Origin of the sequence: uncultured Brevundimonas sp. (assembly GCF_937870815.1) — a bacterium.
Taxonomy (GTDB): Bacteria; Pseudomonadota; Alphaproteobacteria; order Caulobacterales; family Caulobacteraceae; genus Brevundimonas.
Window position 1 is genome coordinate 1 of the sequence record NZ_CALMZS010000138.1, and the last position, 20,019, is coordinate 20,019.

A 20,019-nucleotide genomic window follows, 5' to 3' on the forward strand; every position below is an offset into this window, starting at 1 on the left:
GCCTCAAGCCGCGAGCCTCCGCGGGGCGAGCATGGGCCAAACAACAATGACGGCCCCCGGAGCCATCCGGGGGCCGTTCCGCCGTGCGGCCTCGCTTCCCGGGGGAGAAGGACGGTTAAGGCGCCCCCGGCGCCGTGCAGACGCTTGCACGGAACCGGGAACCGGTCCCTACGTTCGGCCCACGGACGTTAGGGATTGGGTAACCATGCGGCGCGCGCTTCGGACCGGACTGTTCATCGGCACCCTGCTGGGCATGTCGGCCTGCGCGGCCCTCGGGCCGGACGACGGCTCGACCTACGGCCCCTACGGGTCGGTCGAGGCCGGCCGCAGCCGCTGACCGCGAAGGAATTCGTGGCGGCGGGGGGAAATCCCCCCTATCATCCGCGGCGCGGACGCCGACGGTCGCGCCGCGCCGGTCCCGCTTCCCCTAGATGTTAGCCATCGCCATCGTCGTCGTACTGCTGCTCGTGGTGCTGAACGGCCTGTTCTCCATGACCGAACTCGCGGTCGTGTCCTCCCGGAAATCCAAGCTGCAGAGCCGTGCCGAGCGCGGCGACCGGGGGGCCCGGGCGGCGCTGAGGCTGGCCGAGGAGCCGACCCATTTCCTCTCGGCCGTGCAGGTCGGCATCACCCTGATCGGCATCGCCGCCGGCGCCTACGGCCAGGCGGCCATCGCCGGCGAGCTGAACCTGATCTTCGAGGACATCCTGCCCGGTCTGACCGCCTATACGGAGGTGTTCTCGACGGTCGTGGTGATCGTCTTCATCACCTATGTGTCGGTGATCGTCGGCGAACTGGTGCCGAAGCGGCTGGCCCTGATCTTCCCCGAGCCGATCGCCTCCAAGATGGCGGCCCCGATCTCGATCGTGGCCAAGGTGCTGAAGCCGTTCGTCGTGCTGCTGACGGCGTCCACCTCGGGCATCCTCAAGGTCATGGGAGTCAAGGACCGCGACGGCTCCGACGTCACCCAGGAGGAGGTCGAGACCATGATCGCCGAGGGCACGGCGTCCGGCCTGATCGAGCCCGAGGAGCAGGAGATGATCGAGGAGATCCTGCGCCTCGGCGACCGTCCCATCCGGGTGGCCATGACGCCGCGCCACGAGGTCTTCTGGATCGCCCTGGACGACAGCGAGGCGCAGCTGCGCCAGGAGATCCGCACCTGCCCCTATTCGCGCATCGTGGTGGCGCGCGAGAGCGACGTCGACAACCCGCTGGGCGTGGTCCACAAGAAGGATCTGCTCGACAGCCTGCTGGACAACGGCGAGTTCAACGTCGAGCGGCTGGTGCAGACGCCGGCCTTCATTCCGCAGTCGACCTCGGTGCTGAAGGCGCTGGAGATCCTCAAGTCGTCCAAGGTCCACATGGCCTTCCTGGTCGACGAGTTCGGCGCCTTCGAGGGGGTGGTGACGGCCACCGACCTGCTGGAGATGATCGCCGGCGACTTCGACGAGGGCCACGACGAGGAGGAGGCCTGTATCCGCCGCCGCGAGAACGGCGACTGGCTGGTCGACGGCCAGACCGACATCGACGAACTGGCCGACGCCCTGGGCGAGGATTTCGGCGTGGCCGAAGGGTTCCACACCGTCGCCGGCCTGGTGCTGCACCAGCTGTCGAGGGTGCCGGACGAGGGCGAGGTGCTGCAGCTGGGCCGGTTCGAGGTCGAGGTCATCGACATGGACGACCGCCGCATCGACAAGCTGCTGTTCCGGCAGGTGGTCAAGTCCGAGGACGAGGCGAGCGCGGTGGCGGCCCACAACGCGGATTGACCGTTCCGCCCTTGAAAACCGGGTCGGCGTCGGGCATACGCCCCGGTCTGGCGATCACACGCGCCCCCTGGGCGTGCCGATGTTTGTCTAGGAGTTTAGCTCAGCTGGTAGAGCACCGGTCTCCAAAACCGGGGGTCGTGGGTTCGAGTCCCCCAACTCCTGCCATTTCCCCTGTCGCCGCCGGATGGGAGCCCCTATCTGGGGCGGCAGGATCAATTCTTTGACGGAACAGTGATGGCCAAGGCCAAGACCCCCGGGCGCCGCCCCCAGACCGCCCAGCCCGCCATAGCGGGCGCCGCCGTCGCGGCCGACGCGCCGAAGAAGCCGCGGGTCTCGATTCCGCAATTCCTCAACCAGGTGAACGCCGAGCGCCGCAAGATCGTGTGGCCGAGCCGCAAGGAGACCTGGATCACCTCGGTGATGGTCTTCATCATGGTGGCGATCGCTTCGGTGTTCTTCTTCCTGGTCGACACCGGCCTGGCCTTCGCCTCGCGCTTCATCCTGGCCATCGGCCAGTAAGAGACCCGCCCATGACCGACGCCGCCCCCGCGAAGCCCGCCAATCCGCGCCACAAGTGGTATATCGTCCACGCCTATTCGAATTTCGAGAAGAAGGTGGCCCAGCACCTGCAGGACCAGGCGCGCCAGCAGGGGCTGGAGGACTGTTTCTCGGAAATCCTCGTGCCGACCGAGGACGTCGTCGAGATCCGCCGCGGCCGCAAGGTCAATTCGGAGCGCAAATTCTTCCCCGGCTATGTGCTGGTGAAGATGGAGATGACCGACGAGGCCTACCACCTGGTCAAGAACACCCCGAAGGTCACCGGCTTCCTCGGCGCCGCCGGGGGCACCAAGCCGCTGCCGGTGTCCGAGAAGGAAGTCCAGAACATCATCGGCCAGGTGGAGGAGGGCGTCGAGCGTCCGAAACCCACCATCCGCTTCGACATCGGCGAGACCGTCAAGGTCATCGACGGCCCGTTCGCCAGCTTCGACGGCCAGGTCGAGAGCGTCGACGAGGACGCGGCCCGCCTGCGCGTGGCCGTGTCCATCTTCGGCCGTCCGACCCCGGTGGATCTGGAGTACAGCCAGGTCGAGAAGAACGCGGGCTAAGCCCGTTTCGACCAATACATTGCGGGCGAGACATCCGCGACAATGAGTTGCGGGATATCGTCGACACCCGTGACAACGAAGACATATCGCAGCAGCGGCCCTCAGGGGGCGCCGTTTGCTTTTGAGGTTCAGTACGAGGGTCCGGCCAGGCGGACAGCTGCGAACGCCAGATTCACGCCCAGCCAGACGAACGCCGCGATACGGGTGCCTGAGGAATAGCTCCGACGGAGGGTGAACCAAGCAAAGACGATGGGCAGCAGGATGACCCCGATGCCCAAGGGAAGGCCAAGCCGCCGCGGCTGCTTTTCTTCCATCGCCATTCCCCCGATATCAATCTGACCGTAGCACGGTTACGGACGGGGCCAACCGCTCGGTTGTGTCGCGGGGAGGCTTCTGCTACACGCGCGCCTCGCTCCGAGGGGCGGTGCGGGTTCGCCCGCATAAATCCGTGGGAGGCCGCCATGCCACGACCACGGCTCACCGGCCCGATTAGCTTCGGGTCATCATAGGAGAGACCAATGGCCAAGAAGATTCTCGGCTACATCAAGCTGCAGGTGCCGGCCGGCTCCGCCACGCCGTCGCCGCCGATCGGGCCGGCCCTCGGCCAGCGCGGCGTCAACATCATGGGCTTCGTCAAGGAGTTCAACGCCCGCACCGAGAAGGAGGTGAAGGGCACGCCCCTGCCGACGGTGATCACCGTCTACCAGGACAAGAGCTTCACCTTCGTCACCAAGACCCCGCCCGCGACCCATTTCATCAAACAGGCCGCCGGCATCACCTCGGGCTCGAAGATGACCGGCCGCGAAGTGGCCGGCAAGATCAAGCGCAGCCAGCTGCGCGAGATCGCCGAAAAGAAGATGAAGGATCTGAACGCCAACGACCTGGACGCGGCGACCAAGATCATCGAAGGCTCGGCCCGCGCCATGGGCCTCAACGTCGTGGAGGGCTGAGCACATGGCCAGGCAAACCAAGCGCTTCAAGGCCCGCACCGGCGACACCACGGTCAACATGCCGTTCGCCGACGCCATCAAGGCCGTCAAGGACAACGCCTCGGCCAGGTTCGACGAGTCGATCGAGATCGCCGTCAACCTGGGCGTCGATCCGCGTCACGCCGACCAGCAGGTCCGCGGCGTCGTCAACCTGCCGTCGGGCACCGGCCGTGACGTTCGCGTCGCCGTCTTCGCTAAGGACGCCAAGGCCGACGAGGCCCGCGCGGCCGGCGCCGACATCGTCGGCGCCGAGGATCTGTACGAGAAGATCAACGGCGGCTTCATGGACTTCGACCGCGTCATCGCCTCCCCGGACATGATGGCCCTCGTCGGCCGTCTGGGGAAGGTGCTGGGCCCGCGCGGCCTGATGCCCAACCCCAAGGTCGGAACCGTGACCCCGAACGTCGGCCAGGCGGTCAAGGACGCCAAGGGCGGCGCCGTCGAGTTCCGCGTCGAGAAGGCCGGCATCGCCCACGGCGGCATCGGCAAGGCCTCCTTCACCCAGGAAGCCCTGGAGGCCAACGTCAAGGCCTATGTCGACGCCCTGCAACGCGCCCGTCCGTCGGGCGCCAAGGGCGCCTATGTCAAGCGCATCACCCTGTCCTCGACCATGGGGCCGGGCTTCAAGATCGACCCGGCGTCGCTGGGCGCCTGATCGACAGGACCGAAGGAAACCGGACGGCGGCGGAGAGCGATCTCCGCCGCCGTTTTCGTTGGGGCCCGATGGTCGCGGAACGCGACGCGGGGCGCGTTCGCGGGGCCGACGGCTCCGCGACGCCTGGCGCCTCAGGCGCGCTCGGCCGCGGCCAGGAAGCAGCCGCGGCGGGCGGTGTGCAGGTGGACGGTCGCGGCGGCCGGATCGGCGAACCATGCCTCGAGCCGGGCGACGAGGTCCGCGCCCTCGACCACGTCGGCGTCGGCCATCATCCAGTCGGCGTCATAGACGCGGGCCGAGAGCAGCCGGCGCGTCAGCAGGTCCGGGGCCTCGCCGGGCGCCGGCGCGGCCTCCGCCGCGGCCTCGCGCACGAAGATCGGCCCGTCGCCGCGGTAGGGGCTGGAGGGGGCGTCGAGATGCCTGTGGTTGACCAGGATCAGCCGCTCGCCCGGCCCGGCGTCGACCAGGCTGACGCGGCAGGGGGCGCTGTGCGGGGCGTCGGCGACCATGCGCCGCGCGCCGAGGGCGAGCAGGCCGTCGTCGTCGAGCGCGAACAGCGGCTGGAACGGCTCCAGCGGCAGGGGGCGGATGCGAAAGCTCATCGGTCTCTCTCCCTGGCGGCGCGGCATGACGGGGTATGACAGGCCCCGTCGGCGGCGTCTGGCGGTTTTCGGCCGTTGCGCCGGAGGCCGGCCGTCCCCACAACGGGAGACATGAACGCACCCTTCCAGACCCCCGCCGATGCGGCCGAAGCCCCCCAGTGGGACCTGTCCGACCTCTACGCCTCCCGGCGCGATCCGCGCCTGGAGGCCGACCTCGACCACGCCCGCGGGCGGGTGGCCGAGCTCGACGCCCTGCGCGGCCGGCTGCTCGAGGCAAGAGGCGACCCCGCCCGGCTGGGCGAGCGGCTGGACCGGGCGGCGAGCCTGTACGAACAGGCGTCGGACCGGCTCGGAGGCCTGTCGGCCTACGCCTTCCTGGCGGCATCGACCGATCGCAACGACGCCGGGGCGCAGGGCTTCGAGGCCACCATGCGCGAGAGGATCAGCGCGATCGCCACCCCCACGGTCTGGGTCACGCTGGAGATCAACCAGCTGACGGAGGCCGAGGTCGAGGCGGCGCTGGCGGCCTCGCCGGCCGCGGCGCGCTGGCGGCCCTGGCTGCGGCGGGTGCGGGCGATGAAGCCGCACGAGCTGTCGCACGAGCTGGAGACCTTCCTGGCCGAGCGGGCCCCGATCAGCGCCCAGTGGCCGCGCCTGTTCGACGAGACGCTGGCGGCGATGCGGGTCAAGGCCGGCAAGGACGACCTGACCCTGGCCGAGGCGCTGAACCGGCTGTCCGACCCGAAGGCGGCGCGGCGCAAGGCGGCGGCCGAGGGGCTGAACGAGGCGCTGGCCGCCCGGGTGCAGACCATGGCGCTGGTGCTCAACACCGTCGCCGCCGACAAGGCGCTGGAGGACCGGTGGCGCGGCTTCAAACGGCCGGCCGACAGCCGCCACCTGGCCAATGAGGTCGACGGCGAGGCGGTCGACGCCATGGCCGAGGCGGTGGCGGCGGCCTTTCCGCGCCTGTCGCACCGCTATTACGCGCTGAAGGCCCGGGCCATGGGCAGGGCGACCCTGGACCAGTGGGACCGCAACGCCCCGCTGGAGACCAGGGCGCCGCGCGGTTACGACTGGGCGCAGGGCAAGGCGCTGGTGCTGGAGAGCTTCGGCGATCTCGGCGGCGAGTTCGCCGACCGGGCGCGGGGCTTCTTCGAGCGGCCGTGGATCGACGGCCGGGCGCGGCCGGGCAAGCAGTCGGGGGCCTACGCCCATCCGGTGACCTCGGACCGCCACCCCTATGTGTTCCTGAACTGGATGGGCGAGCGGCGTGACGTCCTGACCCTGGCGCACGAGCTGGGCCACGGGGTGCACCAGACGCTGGCGGCCGGGCAGGGCAGCCTGCTGGCCGATACGCCGCTGACGCTCGCGGAAACGGCCTCGATCTTCGCCGAGGGGCTGACCTTCGACCGGCTGCTGGCGACCGCGCCGAAGGCCGAGCAGCGCGGCCTGCTGGCGGGTCGGATCGAGGACGGGCTGAACACCGTGGTGCGCCAGATCGCCTTCCACCGCTTCGAGACCCGTTTCCATGACGAACGGGCGAAGGGCGAGGTCGCGGTCGAGCGGATCGGCGAAATCTGGCTGGAGGAGATGGGCGGATCGCTGGGCCCGGCGGTGACGCTGAACTCCGGCTACGAACACTGGTGGAGCTATGTCAGCCACTTCGTCCACTCGCCCTTCTATGTCTACGCCTACGCCTTCGGCGATCTGCTGGTGGCGGCGCTGATGGAGACCCGGGCCAGGGACCCGGCCGGGTTCACGCCGCTGTATCGCGAACTGCTCGCCGGCGGTGGATCCAGGGGCTATGTCGAGGCGCTGGCGCCGTTCGGGCTGAACCCGCGCGACCCGGCCTTCTGGACCATCGGGACCAGGCGGCTGGAGGGTCTGATCGACCGGTTCGAGGCGCTGGTCTGAGGCCCGGCGCGCGCGAATTGTCGCCGCCCGCTTGAGCGTGGCCCCGGCCCCGCTATAAGGACGCCAACCGCTCTTCCAGATTCCCGGAGCCCGCATGGCCGACCCGCACCCCGCCGACGCCCACGCGCACGACGACTACGTCCGCGGCTCGCAGGAGATCAGCGAACAGGCGGCGACCTTCGCGCTGTTCATCGGCCTGGCCAAATGGGGATCGCTGGCCACCGCGGTCGCCATCGTCTTCCTGCTGCTGTGGTTCCAGCCGGGCGGCAGCTTCGTCGGCGGCCTCATCGCGGCGTTCGTGCTGCTGGTCATCGGCGTCTTCGCCCTGCGCTCGAAGAGGAAGGCGCAGCATTAGGGCGCGCCGACGCTCGCGACGCGGTGGCCCGAGCGCGAACAATGATCACGGCAGCCTCTGAAACGGCCCGCTTTGACGGGCCGTCCCCGATCAGCCTAACGTCCGGCCGTCGAGAGAAGATGGAGGGATTCGCTTGGCTGTCGCCATCGCCGTGACCCGCGAACGCCGTGACGGCGAGACGCGCTGCGCCCTCACGCCGGAGACGGTGAAGAAGCTGATCGGCCTCGGCGCGACGGTCGCCGTCGAGGCCGGGACCGGCGCGGGTTCATCCATTCCCGACGCGGACTATGAAGCGGCCGGCGCGGCGGTGAAGCCGGACATCAAGGCGGTGCTGGCCGGGGCCGACATCCTGCTCAAGGTGCGCGGGCCGACCGCCCAGGAGACCAGCGCGCTGAAGCCCGGCGCGGTGGTCGTGGCCCTGCTGGACGCGTATCGGGACAGGGAGACGGTGGCGGCGCTGGCGGGGGCGGGCGTCACCGCCTTCGCCATGGAGTTCGTGCCCCGGATCAGCCGGGCGCAGGTCATGGACGCCCTGTCGTCCCAGGCCAATCTGGCCGGCTATCGCGCGGTGATCGAGGCGGCCTGGGCCTTCGGCAAGGGCTTTCCGATGATGATGACGGCGGCGGGCACGGTCGCCCCGGCCAAGGTCTTCGTCATGGGCGCGGGTGTCGCCGGCCTGCAGGCCGTGGCCACGGCGCGGCGGCTGGGGGCGGTGGTCACCGCCACCGACGTGCGGCCGGCCTCCAAGGAACAGGTCGAGAGCCTCGGGGCCAAATTCGTCGCCGTCGAGGACGAGGAGTTCAGGGCGGCCGAGACCGCCGCCGGCTACGCCAGGCCGATGTCGGCCGAATACCAGGCCAAACAGGCCGAGCTGACCGCCAGCCACATCGTCAAACAGGACGTGGTCATCACCACCGCCCTGATCCCGGGCCGCCCGGCGCCGCGGCTGGTCACGGCGGCGCATGTGGCCTCGATGAAGCCGGGGTCGGTGATCGTCGACCTGGCCATCGACAACGGCGGCAACGTCGAGGGGGCGAAGCCGGGCGAGGTGGTCACCACGGCGGGCGGCGTGCAGATCGTCGGCTGGACAAACATGGCGGGCCGCATCCCGGCCGACGCCTCGGCCCTCTATGCGCGCAACCTGAGCGCCTTCGTCGGGCTGATGGTCGTGGACGGGGCGCTGGCGGTCGACCTGGAGGACGAGATCCTCAAGGCGGCGGCGGTGACCCACGGCGGGGCGGTGGTGCATGAGGGGGTGAGGGGATGAGGGGTTCGTCGACTCCCTTCCCCCTCGACGGGGGAAGGGCCGGGGTTGGGGGTGCGCGCGCCGGCTTCGCGGAAGAGGGCGCGAAAGGCTTTGTCGACAGCGCCTCATGCGCTCGATCTTCTGACGACGGCTCGAACACCCCCACCCAACCCTCCCCCGTCGAGGGGGAGGGCTTTTCAAACTTCGTTCGGGACGATCGGAAGCCCGGATCATTGGTCCGTCGTGCGAAAGCCCTGCGCGCCAAGCCGACCTGGACCGAGGCGAGGCTGTGGGACCGCCTGAAACTCTTGCCGGTGAGGTTCCGACGTCAGGAGCCCATGGGAGCTTACGTCGTGGATTTCGTCTGTCATCGCGCCAACCTCGTGATCGAGGTGGACGGTGGCGTGCACGAACTGCCTGAGGTCGCCCTTCGTGATCTGGGGCGAGACGGCTGGCTCAACGCTCAAGGCTATTTGGTGCTTCGTTTTTCGACGCGGCAGGTCGAACGGGATATCGACGGCGTGGTCGCCACGATCCGGGACGCCGCCTCAAACCGCCTGAAGAGGGTGATCTGAATGGAACACGTCCCCGTCGACCCCACCATCTTCCGCCTCGCCATCTTCGTGCTGGCCATCTTCGTCGGCTACTATGTCGTCTGGAGCGTCACGCCGGCGCTGCACACGCCGCTGATGGCGGTGACCAACGCCATTTCGTCGGTGATCGTGGTCGGCGGGCTGATCGCGGCGGCGGCGGCCGGCGGCGACGACGGCTGGATCGCCAAGGGCGCGGGGGTGGCGGCCGTCACCCTGGCCAGCGTCAACATCTTCGGCGGCTTCATGGTCACCCGGCGCATGCTGGCCATGTACCGCAAGAAGGAACGCCCGCCGGCGGCGTCCGCCGAGGCCGGATGACCCCCGACGTCCAGCAGTTCGCGGTCGGCGCGTCCCGGGTCGCCACGGCGGTCGGCGGCGGCCTGTGGCCGTGGAGCGGGTTCGGCGTGAAGGCCGCCATTCGCAAGCTGCGCTTCCTGGACTGCGGGGTGGCGCTGCTGTTCGCCTCGATCCTGCTGCGCATCGTGGCCCAGGACCGGCCGATGAGCCCGTGGGACTGGGCCGTGGTCTTCGTCGCCCCGCTGTTCATCGCCGCCGCCCTGTGGCGGCTGGCGCGCACGGCCTGCCCGCCGGGAGGGCGGTGATCGTGGACAAGCCGGTGACGGTTCTGGATCAGGTGTTGGAGGTGCTGCGCGCCTTTCGACCACGGGCCCGTGCCGTGGGTGTGGAATTCGTCGGTGTCGTCGGATCGGTCGCGCGCGGCGAGGCAACAGGCGACAGCGATGTGGATGTGGTTTTCGATGTCGTTGGACAGCTGGACTATTGGCGGCTGGGCGGGCTTCAGAAGGATCTGGAGGACGCGGTCGGTCGGAAAGTGGACCTGGTGGACCGTGAGATGATGATTCCGGAACGATGGACCTGGATGGCCCGGGATCTGGTATCGCTGTGAAGAACCCCGCGATCCGCTTTCTGCTGGAGGATATCGTCGCCTACGGCAGCGAGGCCCTGGAGACCGTCGGCGACCTCGACGCCAAGGCCATTCTCGCGGACCGCCTCCGCGAGCACGCGGTGTTGCGAACGGTCCAGATCGTCGGTGAAGCCGCCGCTCAAATCCTGAAGAAGCAACCGGAAGGAATCGCGGAGCTCGAACTGCGTGATGCGGCCGGCTTCAGAAATATTCTTGTTCATGGCTACGCCAAGCTTCGGATGGAGCGCGTGGTGGATATCGTTCGGCGATCGCTGCCGCCGTTGATCGCTGGTGCTCGCAAGGCGTTGGGGGAAGAAATCGAATGAACGCATCCTTCGCGGCCCTGGCCTATCTGGTCTCCGGCGTCCTGTTCATCCTCAGCCTGCGCGGCCTGTCGAGCCCGGAGACCAGCCGGCGGGGCAATACGCTCGGCATGGTCGGCATGGCGCTGGCCGTGGCCGTGACCCTGCTGACGCTGTGGTCGACGGGAACGCTCGATCCGCTGACCCTGGGACTGATCGGCGGCGGGGTGGTGGTCGGCGGCGGGGCCGGGGCGCTGATCGCGGCGCGGGTGCAGATGACCCAGATGCCGCAACTGGTGGCGGCCTTCCACTCGCTCGTCGGCATGGCGGCCTGTCTTGTGGCGGTCGGCGCGGTCTATGCGCCGGACAGCTTCGGCATCGCCACCGCCGCGGGCGGCATCAAGACCCTGTCGATCATCGAGCTGAGCCTCGGGGTGGCCATCGGGGCGGTGACCTTCACCGGTTCGGTGATCGCCTTCGCCAAGCTGAACGGAAACATGAGCGGGGCGCCGATCCTGCTGCCGGCGCGGCACCTGATCAACATCGCCTTGGCGCTCGGCCTCGTGCTGCTGATCGGGGTGATGATCGGTTCGGGCGGGACGGCGACCTGGGCCTTCTGGGGCGTGTTCCTGATCGCCCTGATCCTCGGCGCCACCCTGATCATCCCGATCGGCGGGGCCGACATGCCGGTGGTGGTGTCGATGCTCAACTCCTATTCCGGCTGGGCCGCGGCGGCGCTGGGCTTCACCCTGGAGAACATCGCCCTGATCATCACCGGGGCCCTGGTCGGCAGCTCGGGCGCGATCCTCAGCTACATCATGTGCAAGGGCATGAACCGCAGCTTCATCTCGGTCATCCTCGGCGGCTTCGGCGGCGAGACGGCCGCGGCCGGCGGCGGCGCGGTCGAGACCCGGCCGGTCAAACAGGGCTCGGCCGAGGACGCCGCCTTCATCATGAAGAACGCTTCCAAGGTGATCATCGTCCCCGGCTACGGCATGGCGGTGGCGCAGGCGCAGCATGCCCTGCGCGAGATGGCCGACAAGCTGAAGGCCGAGGGGGTCGAGGTCAAATACGCCATCCATCCCGTGGCGGGTCGGATGCCCGGCCACATGAACGTGCTGCTGGCCGAGGCCAACGTCCCCTATGACGAGGTGTTCGAGCTGGAGGACATCAACTCCGAGTTCTCGTCGGCCGACGTGGCCTTCGTCATCGGCGCCAATGACGTCACCAATCCGGCCGCCAAGACCGATCCGCAATCGCCGATCTACGGCATGCCGGTGCTGGACGTGGAGAAGGCGGGCACGGTGCTGTTCATCAAGCGCGGCATGGGCAGCGGCTATGCGGGGGTGGAGAACGAGCTGTTCTTCCGCGACAACACCATGATGCTGTTCGCCGACGCCAAGAAGATGGTCGAGGGGATTGTGAAGGGGCTGTGAGGTCATGCCCACTGTCCTGCGCTGGAACGGATACCGCTTCTATTTCTTCTCGAACGAGGGCTTCGGGCCGCCGCACATTCACATCGACAAGGGCGGTCGCTCGGCCAAGGTCTGGCTGAGTCCCGCCGGGGTCGAGGTCACCGACGACGAGCTGATCGTGCGCCTGCGCGACGGCCGACGACTGGCGGCGCCGCTGGACTGGTTCCCCCGCCTGAAAGCCGCAACGCCCGCGCAGCGCGCAAACTGGGAAGAGGCCGCCGCCGGCCTCGGTATCCATTGGCCTGACCTCGACGAAGATGTCGGCGTCGCGGGCCTGCTCAGGGCGTCCGCCTCGGGGGCTACCTGAAATGACTGTGGGCAGCGGCGGCGGCCAGACCGACCCCGCCGCTCCCTGCCCGACCTGACGGTGCTCCGGGCCGAGACCCGTGCGTCCGCATGCGCCGGCCCCGGCCGGTCACGCCGCCAGGCGGAAGTCCCCGGCGGGGTCGAAGGCCGGGCGGGCCTCGTCCCACAGGGCGTCCTCGTCGGCGTAGCGGGCCGAGGCGCGGGCGTCGATGACGTCGATCACCTGTTCCTCGAGCCGGTCCCAGATCACGGCGAGGTCGCCGCAGCCGTCGGCCTCGCACGGCACGATCAGATAGCGGGAGGCGGCGCCCTGGCTCTGCGGGGCGGCGTGGGGGGCGAAGCTGCGGGCCATGGAGGGAACTCCTGAAGCGGTGTTTCTGTCGATGGTCGGATTGTGAACCAGCGTTGCGTCAAAATCGGACGTATGCTTCAGTGGCCGCGTGAGACACGACAAGGCGGCCATGGTCATCGATCTGGCGCGGCGCATGGCGGCCAGCGCCGAGGGCCTGACGCTGGGCGAGATCGAGCGCGAACTGGAGGTCGGCCGGCGCACCGCCGAACGCCTGCGCGACGCGGTGACCCTGCTGTTCCCCCAGGCCGAGGAGGTCCCGGACCCGCCCAACAAGCGCTGGCGCATCCGCGGCGGCCTGTCCGCCTTCGAACAGGCCCCGACCACGGCCGAGCTGATCGAACTGGCCAAGGCGGCCCAGGCGCTTCGGGCCAGCGGCGAGCCGGGCCGGGCGGCGGCGCTGGAGGGGCTGGAGCGCAAGCTGAAGTCGGCCATGCGCTCGACCACGCTGAACCGGCTGGCCCCCGATCTCGAGGCGCTGGTGCGGGCCGAGACCATCGCCGTCCAGGCCGGGCCGCGGCCCTCGGCCGACGAGGCGGTGCTGGCCGAGATCCGCCAGGCCATTCTCGCGGGGCGGCCGCTGGGCTTCATCTACAGCCGGCCGGGGGCGGAGGCGCGCCGCCGCAGCGTCGCCCCGTGCGGGGTGATGTTCGGCCGCGCCAACTATCTGGTCGCCGCCGACCGCGAGAGCGGCCGCATCCAGACCTTCCGCCTCGACCGGATGAGCGCGGTGCGGGCCGAGGCGGGGGTGGCGTCGCCGCCCGCCGATTTCGACCTGCAGGCGTTCGCCAGCCAGTCCTTCGGCATCTACCAGGACGAGATCGAGGACGTGGTGCTGGCGATTTCTCCCGAAGGCGCGGACGAGGCGCGGGCCTGGCGCTGGCATCCGACCCAGAGCCTCGAGGACCAGCCGGACGGCGGGGTGGTCGTCCGCTTCCGCGCCTCCGGCATGCGCGAACTGGCCTGGCATCTGTTCACCTGGGGCGACCGGGTCCGGATCGTCGCCCCCGCCCGGCTGAAGACGGTCATGGCCGGCGAAGTGGCGGCGGCGCAGCGCGCCCTCGAGCGGGCCCCGGCCTGAGCGCGGGCCCGCCCGGACCGGCGTCCGTCAGCCCCCGGCGAACGGCCAGGGACTGACCGACTTCGACCAGTCGTCGACCATCAGCGGCCGGTCGATCGGCGGGGCGGCCCGCTCGGCGCAGGGGTGACGGTGGCACAGGCGGCAGGCGGGGCCGATGGGGGTGACCTCCGGATCCTGCAGGTCGAGGCCGCGCGCATAGGCCAGGCGGTGCGCGTGCCTGAGCTCGCAGCCCAGGCCGACAGCCAGGTCGTGTCCTTCGGTGAAGGCGTCATGCCCCTGCCGGTCGACGGTGCGGGCCAGGGTGAACCAGCGCTGTCCGTCCGGGGTCTCGATGATCTGGGTGACGATGCGGCCCGGGGTGCGGAAGGCGCTGTGCAGCCGCCAGCGCGGACAGGCCCCGCCGAAGCGAGAGAAGGGAAAGGCACCCGAGGCGAAGCGCTTGGAGATGTTGCCGGCCTGGTCGACCCGCATCAGGAAGAAGGGCACGCCGCGGGCGGTCGGCCGCGACAGGGTGGTCAGCCGGTGCGCCGCCTGTTCGAAACTGACGCCGAAGCGGGCCTGGAGGCGGGCCAGCTCGTAGCCGGCGGCCTCGGCGGTCTGCTGGAAGGCCGCGTAGGGCATCAGGATGGCGGCGGCCAGGGTGTTGGTCAGGAACACCTTCAACAGGCGGCGGGTCGGCTCGTCCGGCGCGGCGGCCGCGGCCGCCAGGGCGGTCAGGTCGACGTCGTGCTCGGACAGGGCCAGCTGGTAGGCGACCGCGAAGGCGCGCGAGGCCGGGGCCAGCGTCTCGGACAGCAGCAGCCGCCGGCGATGCGGGTCGTAGCGCCGGGTCCATTCGACCATCACCTCGGCGGGCAGGGTGCGCACCGACAGGCCGTGGCGCGCGAGCAGGCGCGCCCGGGCCCGCGCCTCGAACGACTCGCCCGGGGTTTCGGCTTCGAGCCCGTCGGCCAGGGCCTCGCCCAGGGCGTCGAGTTCGGGGAAGTGGTTGCGGCGCCCCTGCACATGTTCGCGCACCCAGTCGGCGGGGCTGTCGTCGGCCGCGCCGCCGGCGATGTCGGCCTCGGCCCGGTCGCGGGCCCGGCGGTCGGCGAAGGCGCGGTAGAGCCGCAGCAGGGCGTCGGCGGCGGCCGGCTGGTCCTCCGCCAGCTGGACGATCTCGTGGCGGGGCACGGCCAGCCCCTGGAAGAGGGGATCGGCGAGGGCCTCGGCCAGGGCCGATTCGGTGGCCGGGCCGCCCGAGGGCCCGAAGGTGCGCAGATCGACGTCATAGGTGTCGGCGAGGCGCAACAGCAGCTGCGCCGACACCGGTCGCTGGTTCCGCTCGATGTGGTTGAGATAGCTGGGCGAAACGCCGAGATCGGCGGCCATGGCGGTCTGGGTCAGCGCCAGTTCCCGGCGCAGCCGCTTGAGACGGCCTCCGAGGAAGAGTTTGCGGTCCGTGGCGGCTTCCATGGCTGCATGATGTCATGAAATGACTTAACAGCAAATGTCATATCGTGACTATATGACACGAAAATAGAGGCGTATGCAGTATCATTTGTGACTTTGCCGGTGTTCTCTCTACGCAAGGCCGACCGGCCGAGACCGAGTGGAGAACCCCGACCGTGACCGACTTTTCAGATCTCGTCCCTTCGCCCGCCGGCCGGTTCGACGGCATCGACCGCCCCTATACGCCGGACGACGTCCTGCGCCTGCGCGGCTCGCTGCCGATCACCCACACCCTGGCCGAGCGCGGGGCCAACCGCCTGTGGCAGCTGCTGCACGACGAGCCGTTCGTGAACGCCCTCGGCGCGGTGACCGGCAACCAGGCCATGCAGATGGTCCGCGCCGGCCTCAAGGCCATCTATCTGTCCGGCTGGCAGGTCGCCGCCGACGCCAACACCGCCGGGGCCATGTACCCCGACCAGTCGCTGTATCCGGCCAACGCCGCGCCCGAACTGTGCCGCCGCATCAACCGCACCCTGCAGCGCGCCGACCAGATCGAGCACGCCGAGGGCGGGGCCAGACGGGACTGGTTCGCCCCCATCGTCGCCGACGCCGAGGCCGGATTCGGCGGGCCGTTGAACAGCTTCGAGATCATGAAGGCCTTCATCGAGGCGGGGGCCGCCGGCGTCCATTTCGAGGACCAGCTGGCCTCCGAAAAGAAATGCGGCCACCTCGGCGGCAAGGTGCTGATCCCCACGGCGGCGCATGAGCGTAACCTGATCGCCGCGCGACTGGCCGCCGACGTCATGGGCACGCCGACCCTGACCGTGGCCCGCACCGACGCCGAGAGCGCCCAGCTGATCACCTCGGATGTCGACGAACGGGACCATCCCTTCATCCGGCGCGACGACCGCACGCCGGAAGGTTTCTTCCGCCTGAAGGAGGGCACGGGCCTCGACCACTGCATCGCCCGCGGCCTGGCCTACGCCCGATACGCCGACGTGCTGTGGTGGGAGACCTCGCACCCCGATCTCGACGACGCCCGGCGGTTCGCCGAGGCCATCCAGCGCGAGCATCCCGGCAAGCTGATGGCCTACAACTGCTCGCCGTCCTTCAATTGGAAAGCGAAGCTGGACGACGCCACCATCGCCAAATTCCAGCGCGAACTGGGGGCCATGGGCTACAAATTCCAGTTCGTCACCCTGGCCGGCTTCCACAGCCTGAACAATGCGATGTTCGAACTGGCCGACGGCTACCGCGACCGCGGCATGGCCGCCTATTCCGAACTGCAGCAGCGCGAGTTCGCCAATGAGGCCGCCGGCTACACCGCCACCCGCCACCAGCGCGAGGTCGGCACCGGCTATTTCGACCAGGTCGCCACCGTCATCTCCAACGGCCAGTCGTCGACCACGGCGCTGAAGGATTCCACCGAGACCGCCCAGTTCGTGGCGGCCGAATAAGCAGGAGACGTCCCATGCAACCGTTGAACAATCCCACCGCCATCATCGATTTCTGCCTCGCCCCGCTGAACCTGACCGACGGAACCGAGGCCGAGCGCGAGGTGCGTCGGCGCCTCGAGCACGTCATCAAGACCTTCCGCGCCAAGGCGGCCCAATCTGTCAGCGTCGACTTCTCGTCGATGCCCTCGCAGGTCATCAACGAGGCCGCGCACGGCTACGAATAGGCGGGATCAGGCGGCCATCGAACTGGCCATCGCCGCCGGCAGGGTGGCGATCAGGTTCATCAGCTCGGCGGCGTCGAACGGCTTGGGCAGATGCAGGTCGGCCCCGGCCTCCCGGGCGGCGGCGATGTGTTCGGGCAGGGCGTTGGCCGTGAGCATGACGACGGGCGTGCGGCCCAGGCCCATGGCCGCCTCGTGCAGACGGATCTCCCGGGTCGCCGTCAGCCCGTCCATGACCGGCATCTGCATGTCCATCAGCACGATGTCGTAGCCGCCGTCCCTGAACGCCTGGACGGCCTGGGCGCCGTCCTCGACCGAGGTCAGGGCCACGTCCGCCTGGGCCAGGATCATCTCGACGACGCGGCGGTTGACGGGGTGGTCGTCGGCGAGCAGCACACGGACGGTTCCCCTGGTCGCCGCGAGGGTTCCGGCCGGGCCCTCGACGGCGGCGGCCGGCGCCTGGGCCGCCCTGAAGGGCACGGTCAGGATGAAGGCCGAACCGCCCCCGGGCTCGCTTTCGCAGTCGAGGTCGCCGCCCATCATCCCGGCCAGCTGGCGCGAGATGGCCAGGCCGAGGCCCGAGCCGCCGAATTTGCGGGTGATGGCGCCGTCGGCCTGTTCGAACCGGCTGAACAGACGTTCGCGGGTCTGGCTGTCGAAGCCGATGCCGGTGTCCTCGACGGAGAAGCGGAGAGTCGGAACGCCGTCCCGGTCGGGGCCGGCGGCGGCGGTGAGGCTGACGAAGCCCTCAGTGGTGAATTTGACCGCGTTGGACACCAGGTTGGTCAGGATCTGCTTCAGGCGCACTACGTCGCCCTCGATCCAGCCGTCGGCCTCCGGCGCGATCTCGACGAAGAACTGCAGCCCCTTGTCGCGAGCCGACGCCTCATAGAGATGGGCGGCGTCGCGGACGGCGCGGCCGAGATCGAACGCCTCTTCGGACAGCTCCAGCCGGCCGGATTCGACCCGGGCGAGGTCGAGGATGTCGCTGAGCAGCACCTGCAGGGTGCGCCCGGACGACTGGATCAGGTCGAGCATCTCGGTCTGCCGGGGCGTCAGGCCGGTATGGACCAGGGCCTGGGCGACGCCGATGACCCCGTTCAGCGGCGTGCGGATCTCATGGCTCATATTGGCCAGGAACTGGCTCTTGGCGGCGTTGGCCGCCTCGGCGGCGTCGCGCGCCTCGGCCAGGGCCCGGGCGTCGTTCTTGAGATCGGTGATGTCGGTGCAGACGGTGACGATGCCCCCGGCGGCGGTGCGGCGGTCGGCGACGCGCAGCCAGCGATCGCCGGCGATGCGCTGCTCCATGGTGGCCGACAGGGCGCGCCGGGCCTCCAGCCGTTCGGCCAGCCAGGCCTCCTCGCGCCCCCTGGCTTCGGCGTAGAGCCCTTCTTCGAGGCCGATCCGGATGATCTCCCGAAAGGTCATGCCGACCTGGAGATTGGACGACAGTTCCGGGTTCACCTCGTCGTAGCGGTTGTTCCACAGGACCAGCCGGTCGTCGGCGTCGAAGAAGGCCAGGCCGTCGGGCATGGCGTCGATCGCCTCGCGAATCTGCCTCAGCGCGCCCGAACGCGAGATATAGCCCATCCAGGAGACCGCGCCGGCCACGGCGACAAGGCCCATGACCATCAGGACCAGAACCGCCAGCATGGCCGGGGCGGAGAGGCTCGGGCCGAGGCCGTGGGCCGCCGCCGCCGGGTCGGGCGCGACCACCATGGCGCTCATGGCCGTGAAGTGAAGAATGACGATGGAGAGGGCGCCGGACGCGCAGGCGGCGACGAACCGCGCCGCGCCCGGGCCGTAGACGACCGCCCCGGTCAGCAGGGCCGCGGCCAGGCCGCCGGCGACGGCCGCCGCCGCGAGACCCGGATGCCATCCGATGACGCGGCCCGGCAGGTCCAGCGCGGCGACGCCGACGAAATGCATGGCCGCCACGCCCGAGAGGCCGACCATGCCGCCGAGCCCGCGGTTCAGGCGGCCGCACCTCGCCAGGATGATGACCGAGCCGATCGCCACCCCGCCGACGCCGAGGATCAGCGACAGCAGGGTCAGCGCAAGGCCGTAGCGGATCTCGCCCCCGGCGTCGTAGCCCTGCATGGCCAGGAAATGGGTCGAGAAGGCCGCCACCCCGCCGACCACGGCGCCGAGCAGGGCGACTTCCCGGCGCCGCGCCCGCGGCAGGGTCTGGGCCTCGACCAGCAGCCGGAAGGCGACGCCGAGCCCGAGGACGCACAGCAGCGCGGCCGCCAGCGTCCAGCGCCAGTCGTGCTCGACCACCAGGCAGTACAGGATCCGGTCCACGTCGCCCCCTTATGACCGGACAGCATCCGGCCAAGGGGTGAAGAAACCGTGGCTGTGGCGAAAATCTTAGACGGACACCTCGACCTCGACCTCGAAGGCCTGGCCGAGCACCGAGGTCGGATTGACCTGGGCGCGGTCGCGGCGGACCTCGAAATGCAGGTGCGGCCCGGTGGAGCGACCGGTCGATCCGACCAGGCCGATGGCCTCGCCGGAGGCCAGGCGATCGCCCGGCGCCACGTCGATCCGGTTCAGGTGGGCGTAGAAGGTGCTCATGCCGTTGGGGTGGCGGACCTCGATGAAGCGGCCGTAGCCGGCGGCCTCATAGCCCGTGCGCGTCACCTCGCCCTCGCTGGCGACGAAGACGCTGGTGCCCTGCGGTGCGGCGATGTCGACGCCCTTGTGCTGGCGCGCCCGGGCCTCGCCGGCGAGGCGGCGCAACCCGAAGGCCGAGTTGATGGCGTAGCCCTTGAGCGGCGTCACGAAGGCGATCAGGCGCGTCATCGGGCCGGCCGGACGGGCCACCGCGGTCACCGGAGGCGCCTCGGGCTCGGCCCGTTCGGCCTCGGTCGGCGGCTGGTAGGGCTCCGGCGGGGGAGCCGCGGCCATGGCCAGCACGGCGACCGAGGCCAGGGCGGCGGCCTGACCGGAATGAAACAGGAACGACCGTACGGTCGGCAACAGTCGTCGCATGGGCGGCGTCAGCTCCGTCTTTTCGGCTCATTGAGCGGTGAAGGGCGCCGACGGGCCGCACGACTGGCGACGCTCTCGGCCGGCGACCGGGACAACCGCCTTTCTAGGGGGCGGGCCGGGCGACTTTGGGGCCGAAAAGGTTCCGCCGGGGCGACAGGAAGTCGCAGCGGAGCCATAAAAAGGCGAACAAAATCAGCAAAATCCTGAAATCGAAAAAGGCGCGCCGTCCGAAGACTGGCGCGCCCGTCGGTG

25 protein-coding genes and 1 tRNA gene are annotated in these 20,019 nt (G+C 69.8%); 20 read left to right on the forward strand and 6 right to left on the reverse strand.

All coding sequences use genetic code 11. The features are described from left to right. The first annotated feature begins 205 nt into the window (after positions 1–205). The 5 genes from Q0588_RS08730 to nusG all read left to right on the forward strand — a co-directional run bounded on the left by Q0588_RS08730 (position 206) and on the right by nusG (position 2,872). Entirely contained in the window at positions 206–337 is a 132-nt protein-coding gene (locus tag Q0588_RS08730; protein WP_298745566.1) for a hypothetical protein, read from the forward strand. Between the two features lie 94 nt (positions 338–431). After that, positions 432–1,766, forward strand: a complete 1,335-nt coding sequence (locus tag Q0588_RS08735) for a hemolysin family protein (protein ID WP_298745567.1) — start codon at positions 432–434, stop codon at positions 1,764–1,766. Between the two features lie 89 nt (positions 1,767–1,855). Then, positions 1,856–1,931: transfer RNA gene (locus tag Q0588_RS08740), tRNA-Trp, on the forward strand. A 69-nt stretch (positions 1,932–2,000) separates the two neighbouring features. Beyond that, complete coding sequence (gene secE / locus Q0588_RS08745; protein ID WP_298745568.1) at positions 2,001–2,285, forward strand: preprotein translocase subunit SecE; 285 nt, start codon at positions 2,001–2,003, stop codon at positions 2,283–2,285. 11 nt (positions 2,286–2,296) lie between these two features. Beyond that, positions 2,297–2,872, forward strand: coding sequence for a transcription termination/antitermination protein NusG (gene nusG / locus Q0588_RS08750; RefSeq protein WP_298745569.1), 576 nt, complete (start codon positions 2,297–2,299; stop codon positions 2,870–2,872). 128 nt (positions 2,873–3,000) lie between these two features. On the opposite strand, the gene Q0588_RS08755 is transcribed toward nusG, so the two are convergent. After that, positions 3,001–3,192, reverse strand: coding sequence for a hypothetical protein (locus Q0588_RS08755; RefSeq protein ID WP_298745570.1), 192 nt, complete (start codon positions 3,190–3,192; stop codon positions 3,001–3,003). Positions 3,193–3,390: 198 nt separating this feature from the next. On the opposite strand from Q0588_RS08755, the gene rplK reads away from it, so the two are divergent. Together rplK and rplA are read left to right on the forward strand one after the other, a co-directional pair. Continuing rightward, positions 3,391–3,822, forward strand: coding sequence for a 50S ribosomal protein L11 (gene rplK, locus Q0588_RS08760; RefSeq protein WP_292124760.1), 432 nt, complete (start codon positions 3,391–3,393; stop codon positions 3,820–3,822). 4 nt (positions 3,823–3,826) lie between these two features. After that, positions 3,827–4,516: a 50S ribosomal protein L1 gene (gene rplA, locus Q0588_RS08765; RefSeq protein ID WP_298745571.1), complete on the forward strand. Its 690-nt coding sequence runs from the start codon at positions 3,827–3,829 to the stop codon at positions 4,514–4,516. A 131-nt stretch (positions 4,517–4,647) separates the two neighbouring features. Here rplA and Q0588_RS08770 read toward each other — a convergent pair whose 3' ends face one another. Continuing rightward, a complete protein-coding gene (locus Q0588_RS08770) occupies positions 4,648–5,118 on the reverse strand; it encodes a DUF1203 domain-containing protein (RefSeq protein WP_298745572.1) in 471 nt (156 codons plus the stop codon). 111 nt (positions 5,119–5,229) lie between these two features. Here Q0588_RS08770 and Q0588_RS08775 point away from each other — a divergent pair, with 111 nt between their 5' ends. From Q0588_RS08775 to Q0588_RS08820, 10 genes are all read left to right on the forward strand, one after another. After that, positions 5,230–7,032: a M3 family oligoendopeptidase gene (locus Q0588_RS08775; protein ID WP_298745573.1), complete on the forward strand. Its 1,803-nt coding sequence runs from the start codon at positions 5,230–5,232 to the stop codon at positions 7,030–7,032. 94 nt (positions 7,033–7,126) lie between these two features. Beyond that, positions 7,127–7,387 (forward strand): aa3-type cytochrome c oxidase subunit IV, encoded by a 261-nt coding sequence (locus Q0588_RS08780; RefSeq protein ID WP_298745574.1) that lies wholly within the window; start codon positions 7,127–7,129, stop codon positions 7,385–7,387. A gap of 133 nt (positions 7,388–7,520) precedes the next feature. Continuing rightward, entirely contained in the window at positions 7,521–8,654 is a 1,134-nt protein-coding gene (locus Q0588_RS08785; RefSeq protein WP_298745575.1) for a Re/Si-specific NAD(P)(+) transhydrogenase subunit alpha, read from the forward strand. Beyond that, positions 8,651–9,208 carry an endonuclease domain-containing protein gene (locus Q0588_RS08790; RefSeq protein WP_298745576.1) on the forward strand — a complete coding sequence of 186 codons (558 nt, stop codon included), beginning with the start codon at positions 8,651–8,653 and terminating at the stop codon, positions 9,206–9,208. Before Q0588_RS08785 ends, Q0588_RS08790 begins: the two co-directional genes overlap by 4 nt. After that, the gene (locus Q0588_RS08795) at positions 9,209–9,544 is read left to right on the forward strand and encodes an NAD(P) transhydrogenase subunit alpha (protein ID WP_298745577.1); all 336 of its coding nucleotides are present in this window, start codon (positions 9,209–9,211) and stop codon (positions 9,542–9,544) included. Then, positions 9,541–9,828 carry a hypothetical protein gene (locus Q0588_RS08800; RefSeq protein WP_298745578.1) on the forward strand — a complete coding sequence of 96 codons (288 nt, stop codon included), beginning with the start codon at positions 9,541–9,543 and terminating at the stop codon, positions 9,826–9,828. Before Q0588_RS08795 ends, Q0588_RS08800 begins: the two co-directional genes overlap by 4 nt. Further along, positions 9,825–10,133, forward strand: a complete 309-nt coding sequence (locus Q0588_RS08805; RefSeq protein WP_298745579.1) for a nucleotidyltransferase domain-containing protein — start codon at positions 9,825–9,827, stop codon at positions 10,131–10,133. The genes Q0588_RS08800 and Q0588_RS08805 overlap by 4 nt, the downstream gene beginning before the upstream one ends. Further along, complete coding sequence (locus Q0588_RS08810; protein ID WP_298745580.1) at positions 10,097–10,477, forward strand: HepT-like ribonuclease domain-containing protein; 381 nt, start codon at positions 10,097–10,099, stop codon at positions 10,475–10,477. The genes Q0588_RS08805 and Q0588_RS08810 overlap by 37 nt, the downstream gene beginning before the upstream one ends. After that, positions 10,474–11,889 carry an NAD(P)(+) transhydrogenase (Re/Si-specific) subunit beta gene (locus Q0588_RS08815; protein ID WP_298745581.1) on the forward strand — a complete coding sequence of 472 codons (1,416 nt, stop codon included), beginning with the start codon at positions 10,474–10,476 and terminating at the stop codon, positions 11,887–11,889. The genes Q0588_RS08810 and Q0588_RS08815 overlap by 4 nt, the downstream gene beginning before the upstream one ends. Before the next feature lie 4 nt (positions 11,890–11,893). Beyond that, complete coding sequence (locus tag Q0588_RS08820; RefSeq protein ID WP_298745582.1) at positions 11,894–12,235, forward strand: DUF2442 domain-containing protein; 342 nt, start codon at positions 11,894–11,896, stop codon at positions 12,233–12,235. 108 nt (positions 12,236–12,343) lie between these two features. Here Q0588_RS08820 and Q0588_RS08825 read toward each other — a convergent pair whose 3' ends face one another. Further along, positions 12,344–12,586 (reverse strand): hypothetical protein, encoded by a 243-nt coding sequence (locus tag Q0588_RS08825; RefSeq protein ID WP_298745583.1) that lies wholly within the window; start codon positions 12,584–12,586, stop codon positions 12,344–12,346. Positions 12,587–12,674: 88 nt separating this feature from the next. Between Q0588_RS08825 and Q0588_RS08830 the strand changes: the two genes are divergently transcribed. Beyond that, positions 12,675–13,664: a WYL domain-containing protein gene (locus tag Q0588_RS08830; RefSeq protein ID WP_298745584.1), complete on the forward strand. Its 990-nt coding sequence runs from the start codon at positions 12,675–12,677 to the stop codon at positions 13,662–13,664. Positions 13,665–13,691: 27 nt separating this feature from the next. On the opposite strand, the gene Q0588_RS08835 is transcribed toward Q0588_RS08830, so the two are convergent. Next, the gene (locus Q0588_RS08835) at positions 13,692–15,119 is read right to left on the reverse strand and encodes a short-chain fatty acyl-CoA regulator family protein (protein ID WP_298745585.1); all 1,428 of its coding nucleotides are present in this window, start codon (positions 15,117–15,119) and stop codon (positions 13,692–13,694) included. A 152-nt stretch (positions 15,120–15,271) separates the two neighbouring features. Here Q0588_RS08835 and aceA point away from each other — a divergent pair, with 152 nt between their 5' ends. Both aceA and Q0588_RS08845 read left to right on the forward strand, forming a co-directional pair. Then, the gene (gene aceA / locus Q0588_RS08840) at positions 15,272–16,552 is read left to right on the forward strand and encodes an isocitrate lyase (protein ID WP_298745586.1); all 1,281 of its coding nucleotides are present in this window, start codon (positions 15,272–15,274) and stop codon (positions 16,550–16,552) included. 14 nt (positions 16,553–16,566) lie between these two features. Beyond that, complete coding sequence (locus Q0588_RS08845) at positions 16,567–16,776, forward strand: hypothetical protein (RefSeq protein WP_298745587.1); 210 nt, start codon at positions 16,567–16,569, stop codon at positions 16,774–16,776. A 6-nt stretch (positions 16,777–16,782) separates the two neighbouring features. Here the strand turns inward: Q0588_RS08845 and Q0588_RS08850 are convergent, their stop codons facing one another. Then, complete coding sequence (locus Q0588_RS08850) at positions 16,783–19,077, reverse strand: ATP-binding protein (protein WP_298745588.1); 2,295 nt, start codon at positions 19,075–19,077, stop codon at positions 16,783–16,785. Between the two features lie 66 nt (positions 19,078–19,143). Further along, on the reverse strand, positions 19,144–19,767 hold the full coding sequence (locus Q0588_RS08855; protein ID WP_298745589.1) for a M23 family metallopeptidase: 624 nt from the start codon (positions 19,765–19,767) through the stop codon (positions 19,144–19,146). Between the last annotated feature and the right edge of the window lie 252 nt (positions 19,768–20,019).

Excerpts from the sequence above, each read along its gene's own strand:
- Q0588_RS08820 (WP_298745582.1), top strand. The coding sequence starts at position 11,894 with ATGCCCACTGTCCTGCGCTGGAACGGATACCGCTTCTATTTCTTCTCG.
- rplA (WP_298745571.1), top strand. The coding sequence starts at position 3,827 with ATGGCCAGGCAAACCAAGCGCTTCAAGGCCCGCACCGGCGACACCACG.
- Q0588_RS08790 (WP_298745576.1), top strand. The coding sequence starts at position 8,651 with ATGAGGGGTTCGTCGACTCCCTTCCCCCTCGACGGGGGAAGGGCCGGG.
- Q0588_RS08810 (WP_298745580.1), top strand. The coding sequence starts at position 10,097 with ATGGACCTGGATGGCCCGGGATCTGGTATCGCTGTGAAGAACCCCGCG.
- nusG (WP_298745569.1), top strand. The coding sequence starts at position 2,297 with ATGACCGACGCCGCCCCCGCGAAGCCCGCCAATCCGCGCCACAAGTGG.
- Q0588_RS08795 (WP_298745577.1), top strand. The coding sequence starts at position 9,209 with ATGGAACACGTCCCCGTCGACCCCACCATCTTCCGCCTCGCCATCTTC.
- Q0588_RS08845 (WP_298745587.1), top strand. The coding sequence starts at position 16,567 with ATGCAACCGTTGAACAATCCCACCGCCATCATCGATTTCTGCCTCGCC.
- Q0588_RS08835 (WP_298745585.1), bottom strand. The coding sequence starts at position 15,119 with ATGGAAGCCGCCACGGACCGCAAACTCTTCCTCGGAGGCCGTCTCAAG.
- Q0588_RS08735 (WP_298745567.1), top strand. The coding sequence starts at position 432 with ATGTTAGCCATCGCCATCGTCGTCGTACTGCTGCTCGTGGTGCTGAAC.
- Q0588_RS08800 (WP_298745578.1), top strand. The coding sequence starts at position 9,541 with ATGACCCCCGACGTCCAGCAGTTCGCGGTCGGCGCGTCCCGGGTCGCC.
- Q0588_RS08825 (WP_298745583.1), bottom strand. The coding sequence starts at position 12,586 with ATGGCCCGCAGCTTCGCCCCCCACGCCGCCCCGCAGAGCCAGGGCGCC.
- Q0588_RS08775 (WP_298745573.1), top strand. The coding sequence starts at position 5,230 with ATGAACGCACCCTTCCAGACCCCCGCCGATGCGGCCGAAGCCCCCCAG.
- Q0588_RS08780 (WP_298745574.1), top strand. The coding sequence starts at position 7,127 with ATGGCCGACCCGCACCCCGCCGACGCCCACGCGCACGACGACTACGTC.
- rplK (WP_292124760.1), top strand. The coding sequence starts at position 3,391 with ATGGCCAAGAAGATTCTCGGCTACATCAAGCTGCAGGTGCCGGCCGGC.
- secE (WP_298745568.1), top strand. The coding sequence starts at position 2,001 with ATGGCCAAGGCCAAGACCCCCGGGCGCCGCCCCCAGACCGCCCAGCCC.
- Q0588_RS08770 (WP_298745572.1), bottom strand. The coding sequence starts at position 5,118 with ATGAGCTTTCGCATCCGCCCCCTGCCGCTGGAGCCGTTCCAGCCGCTG.
- Q0588_RS08855 (WP_298745589.1), bottom strand. The coding sequence starts at position 19,767 with ATGCGACGACTGTTGCCGACCGTACGGTCGTTCCTGTTTCATTCCGGT.
- Q0588_RS08815 (WP_298745581.1), top strand. The coding sequence starts at position 10,474 with ATGAACGCATCCTTCGCGGCCCTGGCCTATCTGGTCTCCGGCGTCCTG.
- Q0588_RS08755 (WP_298745570.1), bottom strand. The coding sequence starts at position 3,192 with ATGGCGATGGAAGAAAAGCAGCCGCGGCGGCTTGGCCTTCCCTTGGGC.
- Q0588_RS08730 (WP_298745566.1), top strand. The coding sequence starts at position 206 with ATGCGGCGCGCGCTTCGGACCGGACTGTTCATCGGCACCCTGCTGGGC.